Here is a 13,130-nt window from a genome sequence, read left to right as displayed (position 1 = left end):
GGCTAGGGATTAGCGGTGGTGTTCAATTGATCAAGAGAGAGTGCGCTTGAGCTATTTTCAGAGAAAGCTGTGGTTTGCCGACCAAAATGGTCAGCACCATCTGAAGCAAGACGACCTACTGATGCGCCGTGAACCTATCGTCGTGCTTGGTGAGCCAGGCATGGGGAAGACCATATTACTTAAGGAGCTAAGCGCGAAAAATGGTAACGCTTTCTGCCGCGCTCAGCAGTTGATTAATAAGCCGCGGCCAGAGACTCTTCTCGGCGACAATGAACGTCTAGTTATCGACGCGCTCGATGAGGTGTCCGCCCAATCCGACGGAGATGCGGTCAATCTAGTACTGAGAAAGCTAGGTGAACTCGACTACCCCCCTTTCATTATCAGCTGCCGAGTAGCGGATTGGCGTGCTGCTATCTCAACACAGGCGATTGCCGACCAATATGGCGATGTGCCACCACTGGAAGTGCATCTCACACCGCTCGACAAAGATGAACAATACGAGCTGCTCACCCAACTTTTAATTGGCGACGCGAAGCGCGCACGAACGCTGCTTGATCATTTCGTGCGATTCGGTCTCGATTTCCTTGGAAACCCACAGACGTTAAAGCTGATAGCAGCTCTGCCTAAAGATCGGCTGTTGCCAGCAACCAGCGGCTCTCTTTTTGAGAGCGCTATCGATACGCTCAGGAAAGAGCATAACTGTCTGAAAACTGAGCTACCACATGATGTAGTTCTTGATGCGGCGGGCGCAGCATTTTCAGCTCTGATACTAACGAGCAATTCACGCATCATCGATCAACCGAGCGGTGCGATTGAACCTGCTGACAAGGCTCTGCCACTGGCAGAGGTTGAAGCATTTGATCACGGCCACGTAAAGTTAGCGGCAAACACAAAACTTTTCGCAACCGATCTGGATGGACTGACCTACACCCATCGCCGCATCGGGGAATTTGTAGGCGCACGCTGGCTAGCTTCGCGCGCTGATACGCGAACGAAGCGTCAACGCCTTCTCAGGCTGTTCCGGTCGAACGGTCTAGTGCCCGCTTCGCTGCGCGGTCTCCACGCCTGGCTGGCACGTGACCGGCAATTAGCAGAGGCGGTGATCGACGCCGATCCAATGGGGGTAGTCGAATATGGCGACGCGGAGGAACTAGCATGCGAGCAGGCACGGCAGCTATTTACGGCACTTGAACGGCTCTCTACACATAATCCTCGATTTAGCGGCTGGCAGGAATACCGAGCAGCGGCGCTGGTAATGCCACCTCTTATGAGTGAAGTTGCACGCGTAATTAGTAACACTGAGTCCGAATTCGGACTAAGGGCATTTTTGTTGCAGCAACTCAAAGGTGCACCGACGGCTGAGAGCCAACGCACGTTACTACGCGAGCTCATGCTTAGTGAGGCCGAACCCTACGGTATACGCCTTGAGAGCGCCCAGGTACTGGTTGCACTTGGTGGCGAGAACTGGTCTGTGCTTCTAGAAAAGTTGCGGCAACAGATAAGGAAGGATGCACTTCGACTCGCGTACGAGTTGATTGATGATATCGGTGTGGAGGCCTTAAGCGATGAGCAGATTGTAGCAATCGTTTTCGCTCACGATGGGCTTTCTGTATGCCCAATTGAGTCTGAAGCAGAGCGCAACACTGTACTCGGACTCTTTTACCCTCTTGCCAGAGAGGTTCCTATAGCAAGGCTAGACGGCCTACTTGACCATTTTGCCACTCAGGCCGAAATGCTCCTTTCTGGATATGCTGATATAGAAGAAAACAGCTTGATTGACCTTCAATATGCTTTGTTGCTCAGGAGGCTCAAGAATGGCCATGCAGTGGAGCCGCTGCGGCTTTGGCAATGGCTCGAACCTTTCAATAGACCAGCTTCCTATCAACGCGACCAAGGCAGGGAAATTGGAGAATGGCTAAATAAAAATCCGTTAGTACGCCGAGCTATCCAACGGCATGTCTTAATTGATAAAGCGGACAACAAAAATATATCGCAGAGAGCTTGGCCACTGCAGCTTGGGTTCATCAACTTGTATCCCACACAGGATGAAATTATTAGCCTGTTACAAACTCTAGATTCTAATGATCGCACCGACGAACGCTGGCGAGAAATTATTATGCTTGGTCGAACATGGGGTGAGGAGGGTAAGGCACTTCGTGAAGCGGCCAAGCTCTTCGCACATCACCGATCCGATCTGCTCACCTGGATTGATAACTTAGCCGAGCGAAAGATTCCAGAATGGGAGCGAAAGCAAGAAGAAAATAAGCGACAGCGCAGGGCAAAGCAGGCTGCCAAGTTCGATGAGCACCGCCGCGACTTCTTCGCCAATATAGAGAGAGTCAGATCAGGACAATTTAGATGGATTCTCGCACCAGCACAGGCATACCTCAAACGTTTTCGGGATATCGGCAACGACGTGCCAGCACATAAGCGTGTTGCGGAGTGGTTGGGCGAGGAAATCGCAGCTGCAGCGCGTATAGGATTCGAGGCGTTTCTTCAAACCTACCCACCACGACCTAGCGCGAAAACAATAGCACTGAGCTACGCCCAGAGTAAGTGCTGGCCGTCAGGCGACATTATCGTTGCGGCACTCGCAGAACGGGCACGAACATTGTCGGAGCCATTCGAGGGAGTGAGTAGCGAGCGGCTGGCGGCTGGACTTTTCGAATGCTGGCATACGGCCATCTGCGATCACGCAGGACTACAGGAGCTTGCTCCCAAGATCGAAGTCGAATTGAAGCGTCGTGAACGATGGAAACAAGTGGTGCGGCTCTATACCGAGCCGCAGTTGAGACAGCAGGTTCAGCATGTGGATCATCTTAGAGCATTCATGCGCAGCGATGATAGTGGGTTCGGAGCAGATCTCGCCGAAAACTGGTTAACCCATTACCCCGACATGTCAGCTGAAGCAGAGTCAGAAATGATCGACCGATTGCTGCGCTCAAACCGCCGTGACGCGCTGCGGGATTTGATTGTCGATCGACAAAAGCGGGAAATTGACGACGAACGGCGTCGGAATTGGCAGGCGATAGCGCTAATCGTAGATTTCGATGTGGCACGTGCATGGCTAGGCAATGAGATCGAGCCAGAGTTGATTTGGCATTTTCGAGACCGATCTGGACATGGCGGGCGTTACAATGGAACCGGCTCCTTCCTATCGATCAACCAGCTCGCCTGGTTGATAGCTACCTTTCGTGGGCAGTGGCCACAGGTTAGCTGGCCAAACTCGGAGATGGTAGGCGATGTAAACCATTGGGATGCGTCGGAATATATTCGGACGCTAATTACTAGACTAGGAAGCGATGTCTCTACTGAGGCCGTAGCGGCGCTCACAGCACTACGAGACGCACACGAGGATAGTTATACATGGGCGCTGCGGACGGTTTCTGCCGAACAGTTGCAGAAGCAAGCTGACGAAAGCTATGCCCCACCGACACTCGACCAGATAAAGATGATACTGGACGACAGCTCACCAAACAGCGTTGCCGACTTGTGCTCGATAGTGGTTGACGAAATGCGAGAACTAGCCAGGCGGTTACGCGGCAGCTCAGAGGATGAGGTCAACTTGTACTGGACCGATAACGGCTGTCCACGCTCGGAGAACGAATGTCGCGACCGAACCGTTGCACTACTACGCGGCCATCTTGCGCCCCTGTCGATCTATCCAGCCAACGAGGCCGATATGCCTCAAGATAAGCGCGCAGATATTGTCTTCCAGCATAACTCTCTGCTGTTGCCATTAGAGGCCAAACGCCAACAGCACCGAGACTTGTGGAAAGCAATTGATAGCCAGCTTGAAACATTCTATACCGGCCACTGGCAGGCGGAGGGACAAGGCCTATTCCTAGTATTCTGGTTTGGCTCCGGCTACAAAATTTCTACACCTCCCGGAGGTGGAGCCAAACCAACCAGCGCCGAAGATTTACAAAATAAGCTTGAACAGAACTCATCAGTCAAAGCGGGTCGGATCGAAGTTATAGTGCTCGACTTATCGCGTTAAACCTCGCGCTATTTTCAGTAATCGAATATCAAAATTAACACCAACTAGAGAGCGCCTTGCAACAAAAAAGCCTGCCTGTAACGGCAGGCTTTCGAAGGAAGCGTTTGTTGCGCTGGAGTTAAAGCTCGCTCAACGGCCCTGCCCCGCATTCACTCCCACTCAATAGTAGCAGGCGGCTTGCTGCTCACATCATAAGTCACCCGCGAAACCCCTTCCAACTCATTGATAATCCGGTTGGAGACCTTCTCCAGCAGCTCGTAAGGAAGGTGCGCCCAGCGGGCGGTCATGAAGTCGATGGTTTCGACCGCGCGCAGCGCGATAACCCATTCGTAGCGGCGGCCGTCGCCTACTACACCTACCGATTTCACCGGCAGGAACACGGCGAAGGCTTGGCTGGTTTTTTCGTACCAACCGGCGGCGCGCAGTTCTTCGATGTAGATAGCGTCGGCATCGCGCAGGATGTCGGCGTACTCTTTTTTCACTTCACCCAGAATGCGCACGCCCAGGCCGGGGCCAGGGAACGGGTGGCGGTAGACCATATCGTAGGGCAAGCCGAGTTCGAGGCCGAGTTTGCGCACTTCGTCTTTAAACAGTTCGCGCAGCGGTTCCACCAGCTTGAGCTTCATGGTTTCCGGCAAGCCACCGACGTTGTGGTGGGATTTGATCACGTGCGCTTTGCCGGTTTTAGAAGCGGCGGATTCGATCACGTCCGGGTAGATGGTGCCCTGGGCCAGGAAGTCGACGCCTTCAATTTTGCTGGCTTCTTCATCGAATACGTCGATAAAGGTGTTGCCGATAATCTTACGCTTGGCTTCCGGGTCTTTCTCGCCCTGCAGCTTACCCAGGAACAGTTCTTCAGCGTCGACACGAATCACCTTCACGCCCATGTGCTTGGCGAAGGTTTCCATCACTTGGTCGCCTTCGTTTTTGCGCAGCAGGCCGTTATCGACGAATACGCAGGTCAGCTGGTCGCCAATGGCTTTATGCAGCAGCGCTGCTACAACCGAGGAGTCGACACCACCGGAAAGACCAAGCAGTACATGGCGGTCGCCCACTTGCTCGCGTACGCGCTGTACTTGGTCTTCGATAATTTGTGCCGGCGTCCACAGTTTTTCAGCGCCGCAAATATCCAGCACGAAGTGCTCAAGAATGCGCTGGCCTTGCAGGGTGTGGGTCACTTCCGGGTGGAACTGTACGCCGTAGAACTGCTTCTCTTCCCAGGCCATGGCGGCAATCGGGCAGCTCGGCGTGGAAGCGGTCACGGTGAAGGTGTCAGGCACCTGGGAGACTTTGTCGCCGTGGCTCATCCATACGTCTAGCAGGCCTTTGCCGCTGTCGGTATCGATGTGGTCTTTGATGTCTTTGAACAGCGGGGTGTCGCCGTCGATTTGAATCTGGGCGTAGCCAAATTCGCGCTGGTTAGAGCCTTCCACTTTGCCGCCAAGCTGCTCGGCCATGGTCTGCATGCCGTAGCAGATACCAAACACCGGCAGGCCCATTTCGAACACGCACGCCGGTGCTCGCGGGGAATCCAACTCAGTCACCGATTCCGGGCCACCGGCCAGGATGATGCCGTTCGGGTTGTATTCGCGAATTTCTTCTTCGGTGATGTCGAAGGCGCGGATTTCGGAGAATACACCGATCTCACGTACACGGCGGGCGATCAGCTGGGTGTACTGGGAGCCGAAGTCGAGAATCAGAATCTTATGGGCGTGAATGTCACTCATGGCGGGGTCTCGGTTAAGCGGTGTGGGTGCCGCTGTTAAGGCCAAAAAGCAAGCGGCGGGGCAATGCCCGCCGCGCCATTTAACTAAACGTGCTGGTTAGCTCACCCGGTAGTTGGGGGCTTCTTTGGTGATCTGCACGTTGTGAACGTGGGATTCGTTAAAACCAGCGCTGGTAATTTGTACAAATTCCGGCTTGGTGCGCATTTCTTCAATACTACGGCAGCCGGTGTAACCCATAGAGGCGCGCAGGCCACCCATCAGCTGGTGAACGATAGCGCCCATCATGCCTTTATAGGGTACGCGGCCTTCAATGCCTTCCGGCACCAGCTTCTCGGCACCTTCGTTCTTATCTTGGAAGTAGCGGTCGGCGCTGCCCTGGCTCTGAGACATGGCACCCATGGAGCCCATGCCGCGGTAGGCTTTGTAGGTACGGCCTTGGTAAAGCTCAACTTCACCCGGCGCTTCTTCGGTACCGGCCAGCAGGCCACCGACCATCACGGCGCTTGCGCCAGCGGCGATCGCTTTGGCTAAGTCACCCGAGAAGCGAATGCCGCCGTCGGCGATCAGCGGAATATCGAACTCTTTCAGCGCTTCTGCCACGTTAGACACCGCGGTGATTTGCGGAACGCCCACGCCTGCCACAATACGTGTGGTGCAGATAGAGCCGGGGCCAATACCCACTTTAACGGCGTCTGCGCCCGCTTCCGCCAGCGCTTTAGCGGCAGCGCCGGTGGCAATATTGCCGCCAATCACTTGAATATTCGGGAAGTTCTCTTTGATCCAGCGCACGCGGTCAATAACGCCTTTAGAGTGACCGTGGGCAGTATCAACGATGATCACATCGACACCGGCTTCGGCCAGGGCAGCAACGCGATCCGGCGTTTCCGGGCCAGTACCTACGGCGGCACCTACCAACAAGCGGCCGTCGCTATCTTTGGCAGCCATCGGGTAAGTGCGGGCTTTTTCGATATCTTGGAAAGTTACCAAACCGCGCAGATGAAATTCGTCATCCACAATCAGCATTTTCTCAATGCGGTGTTCGCGCATTTTGGCTTTGCTGGTTTCAAGGTCGGTGCCTTCCTTGACGGTAACCAACCGCTCGCGGGGGGTCATGATGTCCGCCACGCTGTCGCCGTGGTTGGGCTGGAAGCGCATATCACGCTCGGTCACAATACCTACCAGGGTTTCGCCTTCTACGACGGGGAAGCCAGAAAAGCCGTTCTCACGCGCCATCGCCAGCAGGTCATCCAGCTTCGCCTTAGGGCTAACGGTGACTGGATCTTTGACAATCACGCTTTCGTGCTTTTTAACCTTACGCACTTCAGCGGCTTGCTGACTCATGGTCATGCTCTTATGGATAATGCCAATGCCGCCTTCCTGAGCCATCGCAATTGCTAGACGCGCTTCGGTAACGGTATCCATTGCAGCGGAAAGCAGCGGGATATTGAGTGAAATATTGCGGGTCAGGCGGGTTTTGAGGCTGACATCCTTGGGCAGAATATCGGAGAAGCCGGGAACGAGGAGTACGTCATCGAACGTAAGTGCTTCTTGGGCCATACGTAGCATAGCGGCAACACCCTGATAGAAGAGGAAGTGGGGCGTGGAAAGTTAATCCCCTATTATAGCGTTTTGAGGGCCTTTCCAGCAATGTGAAGAAGGTTTTCAATCCAGACCAATGGCTAATAAGTTAGGATTCTTACGTAAGTCGCCCGCTCGCTCATTCTCTTTTTAAGGTTGCTCTATGCCCGATACACCACAAGCGCTTTCTGTTAGTCAGTTGAATCAGCGCGCCAAACAGACCCTTGAGCGCGATGTGGGCGAAGTGTGGGTAGAGGGCGAGCTTTCCAATGTTTCCCGCCCGGCGTCTGGGCATATTTACTTCACCTTGAAGGATGAGCGTGCGCAAATTCGCTGTGCGCTGTTTCGCCAGCGGGCGCGTTTTGTGGCAGCACCGATGCGCGATGGCGATCAGGTTAAGCTGCGCGGCCGGGTCTCGCTGTTCGAACCGCGCGGCGACTATCAGTTGATTGCTGACGCCGTACAGGCGGCGGGCTTAGGGGAGTTGCTGGCGGCGTTTGAGCGCTTAAAAGCGCAGTTGGAAGGCGAAGGTGTGTTTGCCAATACGCGCCCCCTGCCCTTTCCTCCCCGCAAAATTCTGATTTTAAGCTCCGCCAGCGGCGCAGCCATTCGCGATGTGCTGGCAGTGCTGGCGGCGCGCTGGCCACTGGCAGATGTCACGCTGATCCCAGTGCCAGTACAAGGCGCCGAGGCTGCCCCTGCGATGATTTCGGCGCTGGGGTTACTGAACCGACAAGCGCGCTTAGACCCTGACCAGGATGTGGTGCTGATCACCCGCGGCGGCGGTAGCTTAGAAGACCTGTGGGCGTTTAATAACGAGCATCTGGCACGGGCGATTTTTCACTCCCGCTTACCGGTGATGTCGGCAGTGGGTCACGAAGTGGATGTCACCCTGGCGGATTTCGCCGCCGATATGCGCGCCCCTACCCCATCAGCAGCGGCCGAGCGTTTAGTGCCTGACCAGCATGCGCTTAAGCAGCAATTAACCCAGGCAGAAAACCGCTTACAGCGTGCCATGCAGGCACGCTTAGAGCGCGATAGCCAGCGGCTGGATACCCTGCGCGCCCGCCTTCGCCACCCAGGCGAGCAGCTTGAGCGTCAACGCCAGCACGTTACCGCCCTTTGCCAACGGCTGCAGCGCGCCATGCAGCAAACCGTTCAGCAGCAACAAACGCGGGTCACCCAGTTAAGCAAACGCTTAGCCAGCCAGGACATGGTGCGCCTGCACCGCGCAGAGCAAGAGCGTGTTAGTCAGCTCCAGCGCCGTTTAGCCAGCGCTATGCAGCGGGCGTTGGAAGTGCGTCAGGCACGCTTGAGTAGCGCCGCCCGTGAGCTAAATGCCATCAGCCCACTGGCGGTATTGGGGCGCGGCTATGCCATTGCCCAGGATGAAAAGGGCCAGGTTATCCGCCGGGCAGAGGACACCGCGCCAGGTCAGAAGCTCTCGCTACGGCTGGGTGAAGGTCGGCTAAACGTAGAGGTAAAACGGCGCTACAAGCAGTAGCGCTTAGCGCATCTCAATATCCAGCTCAGTGATAAAGCGATCTCGCCGCGAAATTGCCTTACCTGCGTCATCTCCTGCCAGGGTGGCACAAGCATTAATCAGGCACTCCATGGCGGCAAAATAGGCCACCATGCTGTTGGAAATAAAGCTGCTTTCATGGGGCACCAGAATAGATACCTGGGCATACTCAACCAATGCGGAGCTGGCGTAGTCGGTTACGGCCAAGGTTTGAATGCCATGAGCCTGCGCCATCCGGCACACATCCACCACTTGGCGCGTATAGGGCTGGCAACTGGCGGCAATCAGCACGTCACCTTCGGATAACGACGCCAGCCCTTCCGCGACCCCGTTAGTGGCGTCGCTAAGCAGAGCTACGTCAGGGCGCAGCATGCCTAGCCCGTAAGCAGAGAAACTGCACAGTGCATGAAACTGACGTACTCCGTACAACCGAACCCTGGGTGCGTTGATCACTGTTTGGGCGAACGTTTCAATATCATCATGCTTTACCCCTTGCAGAAAGCGGTCGATATTGTGCTTATTTTCAGCGCATAACTGCTCCGCCTGGACATGCAAACTGCGCTTGTCGGCAGCCAACGCGCTGGCAGCATGGTCGCGGTAAAAAGAGGCAGAAGAGGTAAAGTTCGCGCTCAACAGAACTCTTTGTAGATCGCTGAAACGGGCATAGCCGAGAGAGCGTGCCAAGCGAGAGATACTCGATGGGTTGACCTCTAACCGACGAGCTGCCGAAGAAATAGACAGCAGCACCTGATCCCCCTGAAGATCGAGCAGGCGTGCCAGCACTTCCCGCGACTTGGGGCCAAGACGTAGCTCGCTCTCGCCCCGAGCAATGCTAAGCGCCAGTTCACGCAGACCATCAACGGTTTCCGGGGGCTGGCGCTCAGCTATCAAGTGTTTAGAGAGCGAAGAGTCAACTTGCGAAGAAGAGTTTTCCGTCATAAGCGGGTGGCGCTCCAGGGCGATCATAAAGTTGCCATGCTACACCATCCACTTCAAGACGCATGACCGCCGTGACCAGAGTATTCTCGTGATCAGGGTCGTCAGCACTGAGTCGCAGAATGGGCAGGCCACTGGTTTGTTGATCATGCAAAATGGCCAACGGCGCAGTCTCTCCTTCCGCTAGCAGCTGATCTCCACGCTGCTGTCGGTCTCGTGAGGAGTCAGTAATCCATTGAGATGCCACACCACTGGGGTGATACAGCGCATGATTAGCATGCACGCTGGGGGCATTGAGTGCTAGCTGGGCAGCCTCCCCACCACCAAACTCGATACTCATCACCTCTCGCTGCCCACATTCGGCAAGCGAAAAATGAAAGCCGCCGCACTCATTATAATGCTGCAGTAGTGCAACGACGCCGGCCACATTGGGCTGGCTTAAAGCCGACCGTCCTAACACCATTCTTGGCACCTTAGGCGTCACATTGAGCAAGCGCAAATTATTGACCGCCTGCACCCAGCCCTGGCGGGTAAACGCCAGCGTGTGGCCCGGTATCGAACCGGGATAGCAGAAAGCGGTAAACCCCTCGCCCATCGCTGATGTCACTTCAGCCATAAAACAGTGGCCACGGAAGAATGGCAGACCATCCTCATTATGCGCCACCAGCGGCGTTTCTCCGGGGATCGCCAAGGTCGTGCAGCCGTCCGGTGCATGGGCCAACAGGTCACCCCGGCAGTTCCAGGCGAATACCGCTTCAATGGGCAGGTTAAGACCTTCCGCAAGTCCCTCTAGCTCTTCCCACACTTGAGGAAAATCACGCTGCGTATTGGCTGCCATGATAGCAACAGCGTTCCGGTAAATCGGGTCGTTAATTTCAGCCCAGATAGAGCTTGGCAGCAAAAAGCGATGCACCGCATCACGCCCTGCGCGCCCAAGAGCAACGCCAATGTCACGTGGCTGTCCATTGATAATCTGCCAGCCAATAGAGCTCATTTGTTTAGACATGGCGCAGAAAATCCTTCATCCGGTCATTAGGCGGGTTATCAATGACATCGACAGGGTTGGCATCAACCGCAATTTTACCGTGCTCCATAAAAATCAAGCGCGTGCCAACCTGTTTGGCGAAGGACATCTCATGGGTCACCACCACCATGGTCATCTGTTCTTCTGCCAGTTTTTGCATAACATTCAGTACTTCCTGCTTGAGTTCAGGGTCAAGCGCGGAGGTAGGTTCATCAAACAGCATTACTTTGGGCTTGATCGCCAACGCTCGAGCAATAGCGACCCGCTGCTGCTGCCCACCAGAAAGCTCATGAGGATAGTGTTTCGATTTATCCCCCAGGCCGACTTTTTCCAATAGTTCCTGGGCACTATTATCAGCCGCCTTACGTCCCATTTTGCGCACATGGCGTTGGCCAAAGGCCACGTTTTCCAGCGCTGTCATTTGTGGAAATAGGTTGAACTGCTGGAAGACCATGCCCGCTTCCTGACGAATTTCGCGCAGCGTTTTGTTGCCTCCCTTAACGCTCATGTCGTCAACGAGAAGATCCCCCGAGGTGATCATTTCCAACCCGTTAATACAGCGCAGCAAGGTGGATTTTCCAGAACCGGATGGTCCTATTAGCACGACCACTTCGCCACGATTGATATCCAAATCCACCTTATCAAGTACCTTAAGCGGGCCAAAGTGCTTGGACACATTCTTGAACTCTATGATGGCGCTCATAAGATCCTCATCCGCTTCTCAATGATACGCAGCAGTAGCGACAACGTGCCGGTCATAATCAGGTATAACACGGCGACCGCCGTCCATATCTCGACTGCGCGGAAGTTAGCCGCCATGATTTCTTGGCCGGTGCGCGTCAGTTCGCCGACACCAATCACAATAAACAAGGAGGTATCTTTCAGGCTGACAATGCACTGGTTACCCAGCGGTGGAATCAAGCGGCGAAAGGCGAGCGGTCCAACGATATAGACCACCACTTTCCAGCGCGGCAAACCGATAGCACGTCCTGCCTCGGTTAATCCTTTTGAAATTGATAGCACTGCGCCACGCACAATCTCAGCAACGTACGCCCCAGCATTAATGACAATCGCAAGGATTGCTGTCGTCATCGGGTCAATACGGATATCCACCAGCACCGGCAAGGCGAAATACAGAAACATCACCTGTACAACAATCGGCGTGCCTCGAATAATTTCGACGTAGATAAACGCCAGTGTATTGAGGATATAGCCGCCGTAGGCGCGCATCAGGCCAATAACAGCCCCCAGCGTAATACCACCGATCAACCCCGTTACGGTGATATACAGCGTGATTTTTGCGCCATTAAGCAACGCAGGCAAAAATCCTATAACAATCGACCAATCGATATTCATCTAGACTCTCCTGACAATGCAACGTCAGCGGAGGAAGCCCTCCGCTAGTAAATAAAACTTCAGGAGATTATTTGCTGGGCGCTTCGCCGAACCACTTCGCGTAAATTTCGTCGTAGCGGCCATCTTCCCGCATCGCCGCTAATGCTTGGTTAACTGGCTCGACCAGCTCGCTCCCCTTGGGAAACGCAATGCCATACTCGTGCGCCATCATCTGCTCACCGACAGCTTTTACCTGGCCGTCACCAGCGGTGGCAATGTAGTAGAGAACATTGGGCGTATCATGCATTGCGGCATCAACGCGGCCGGTGCGTAATTCCAGGTAAGCATTGTCGATATTGGGGAACTGGCGTAGCTCGGTGTCGGTGAAGTTTTCCCGTGCATAGTCAGCAGCAGAGGTGCCGGTGCGAACGGCCAGCATTTTGCCTGCTAAGTCTTCAGCACTTTCGATATCACTATCAATTGGCACCATAATGCGGAAGCCGCTTTCGTAGTAGCCATCTGAAAAATCAATCACCTCAGCACGGTCTTCACGGATAGTAATCCCCGCTAGGGCAACATCTAACTGGCCAGTCTGCAGGCCAGGAATAATGCCATTGAAATCCATTGGCCTTAGCTCGAACTCCAGCTCAAGCTCTTCGGCAATCATTGTCCACATATCGATATCAAAACCGACATATTCACCGTCTTGAGCAAACTCAAAGGGCACAAAGGCAGTATCGGTGGCAACCACTAGCTTGTCCGCGGCGGCAGTCGCTGCCGTGAGAGAAAACGCAGTAGCAGCCATTAACGTGGTTAGTGTTTTCATGGAGAAATCCTCGTGACGTCGATGTTATTGGTTATGCGTGAGTGACGTAGCGTGTAGATAACGGTGTTGTTATTGATTTGGCTTAGATGGGCTTGAATTGGCTTTGCTGGTTTTAACCACAAGCCCATCTGCAAATATAATTGCACATATACTTAAAATGACCAAATATTTGCATTTATTTT

At 54.4% G+C, this 13,130-nt stretch carries 9 protein-coding genes; 2 read left to right on the top strand and 7 right to left on the bottom strand.

Annotated elements, in window-relative coordinates; translation table 11 throughout:
* Positions 1-46: 46 nt before the first annotated feature.
* Positions 47-4,000, top strand: a complete 3,954-nt coding sequence (locus IR195_RS03985) for an NACHT domain-containing protein (RefSeq protein ID WP_206048798.1) — start codon at positions 47-49, stop codon at positions 3,998-4,000.
* A gap of 149 nt (positions 4,001-4,149) precedes the next feature.
* On the opposite strand, the gene guaA is transcribed toward IR195_RS03985, so the two are convergent.
* Both guaA and guaB read right to left on the bottom strand, forming a co-directional pair.
* Positions 4,150-5,727 carry a glutamine-hydrolyzing GMP synthase gene (gene guaA / locus IR195_RS03980; RefSeq protein ID WP_125745855.1) on the bottom strand — a complete coding sequence of 526 codons (1,578 nt, stop codon included), beginning with the start codon at positions 5,725-5,727 and terminating at the stop codon, positions 4,150-4,152.
* A gap of 96 nt (positions 5,728-5,823) precedes the next feature.
* A complete protein-coding gene (gene guaB / locus IR195_RS03975) occupies positions 5,824-7,293 on the bottom strand; it encodes an IMP dehydrogenase (RefSeq protein ID WP_125745853.1) in 1,470 nt (489 codons plus the stop codon).
* Between the two features lie 175 nt (positions 7,294-7,468).
* On the opposite strand from guaB, the gene xseA reads away from it, so the two are divergent.
* Positions 7,469-8,809: an exodeoxyribonuclease VII large subunit gene (xseA, locus tag IR195_RS03970; protein WP_206048797.1), complete on the top strand. Its 1,341-nt coding sequence runs from the start codon at positions 7,469-7,471 to the stop codon at positions 8,807-8,809.
* A 3-nt stretch (positions 8,810-8,812) separates the two neighbouring features.
* Here the strand turns inward: xseA and IR195_RS03965 are convergent, their stop codons facing one another.
* The 5 genes from IR195_RS03965 to glnH all read right to left on the bottom strand — a co-directional run bounded on the left by IR195_RS03965 (position 8,813) and on the right by glnH (position 12,948).
* Entirely contained in the window at positions 8,813-9,766 is a 954-nt protein-coding gene (locus tag IR195_RS03965) for a MurR/RpiR family transcriptional regulator (RefSeq protein ID WP_125745849.1), read from the bottom strand.
* Entirely contained in the window at positions 9,738-10,769 is a 1,032-nt protein-coding gene (locus tag IR195_RS03960; RefSeq protein WP_206048796.1) for a C45 family autoproteolytic acyltransferase/hydrolase, read from the bottom strand. Before IR195_RS03960 ends, IR195_RS03965 begins: the two co-directional genes overlap by 29 nt.
* Complete coding sequence (gene glnQ / locus IR195_RS03955) at positions 10,762-11,490, bottom strand: glutamine ABC transporter ATP-binding protein GlnQ (protein ID WP_125745845.1); 729 nt, start codon at positions 11,488-11,490, stop codon at positions 10,762-10,764. Before glnQ ends, IR195_RS03960 begins: the two co-directional genes overlap by 8 nt.
* Positions 11,487-12,143 (bottom strand): glutamine ABC transporter permease GlnP, encoded by a 657-nt coding sequence (glnP, locus tag IR195_RS03950; protein WP_125745843.1) that lies wholly within the window; start codon positions 12,141-12,143, stop codon positions 11,487-11,489. Before glnP ends, glnQ begins: the two co-directional genes overlap by 4 nt.
* A gap of 67 nt (positions 12,144-12,210) precedes the next feature.
* Positions 12,211-12,948 (bottom strand): glutamine ABC transporter substrate-binding protein GlnH, encoded by a 738-nt coding sequence (gene glnH / locus IR195_RS03945; protein WP_125745841.1) that lies wholly within the window; start codon positions 12,946-12,948, stop codon positions 12,211-12,213.
* Between the last annotated feature and the right edge of the window lie 182 nt (positions 12,949-13,130).

This window comes from Vreelandella venusta, assembly GCF_015689495.1.
Lineage (GTDB): Bacteria > Pseudomonadota > Gammaproteobacteria > Pseudomonadales > Halomonadaceae > Vreelandella > Vreelandella venusta.
Note: the sequence above shows the minus strand (reverse complement) of the source record. Positions and strands in the feature narration are given on the sequence as shown.

Excerpts from the sequence above, each read along its gene's own strand:
- glnH (WP_125745841.1), bottom strand. The coding sequence starts at position 12,948 with ATGAAAACACTAACCACGTTAATGGCTGCTACTGCGTTTTCTCTCACG.
- glnP (WP_125745843.1), bottom strand. The coding sequence starts at position 12,143 with ATGAATATCGATTGGTCGATTGTTATAGGATTTTTGCCTGCGTTGCTT.
- glnQ (WP_125745845.1), bottom strand. The coding sequence starts at position 11,490 with ATGAGCGCCATCATAGAGTTCAAGAATGTGTCCAAGCACTTTGGCCCG.
- IR195_RS03960 (WP_206048796.1), bottom strand. The coding sequence starts at position 10,769 with ATGTCTAAACAAATGAGCTCTATTGGCTGGCAGATTATCAATGGACAG.
- guaB (WP_125745853.1), bottom strand. The coding sequence starts at position 7,293 with ATGCTACGTATGGCCCAAGAAGCACTTACGTTCGATGACGTACTCCTC.
- guaA (WP_125745855.1), bottom strand. The coding sequence starts at position 5,727 with ATGAGTGACATTCACGCCCATAAGATTCTGATTCTCGACTTCGGCTCC.
- xseA (WP_206048797.1), top strand. The coding sequence starts at position 7,469 with ATGCCCGATACACCACAAGCGCTTTCTGTTAGTCAGTTGAATCAGCGC.
- IR195_RS03965 (WP_125745849.1), bottom strand. The coding sequence starts at position 9,766 with ATGACGGAAAACTCTTCTTCGCAAGTTGACTCTTCGCTCTCTAAACAC.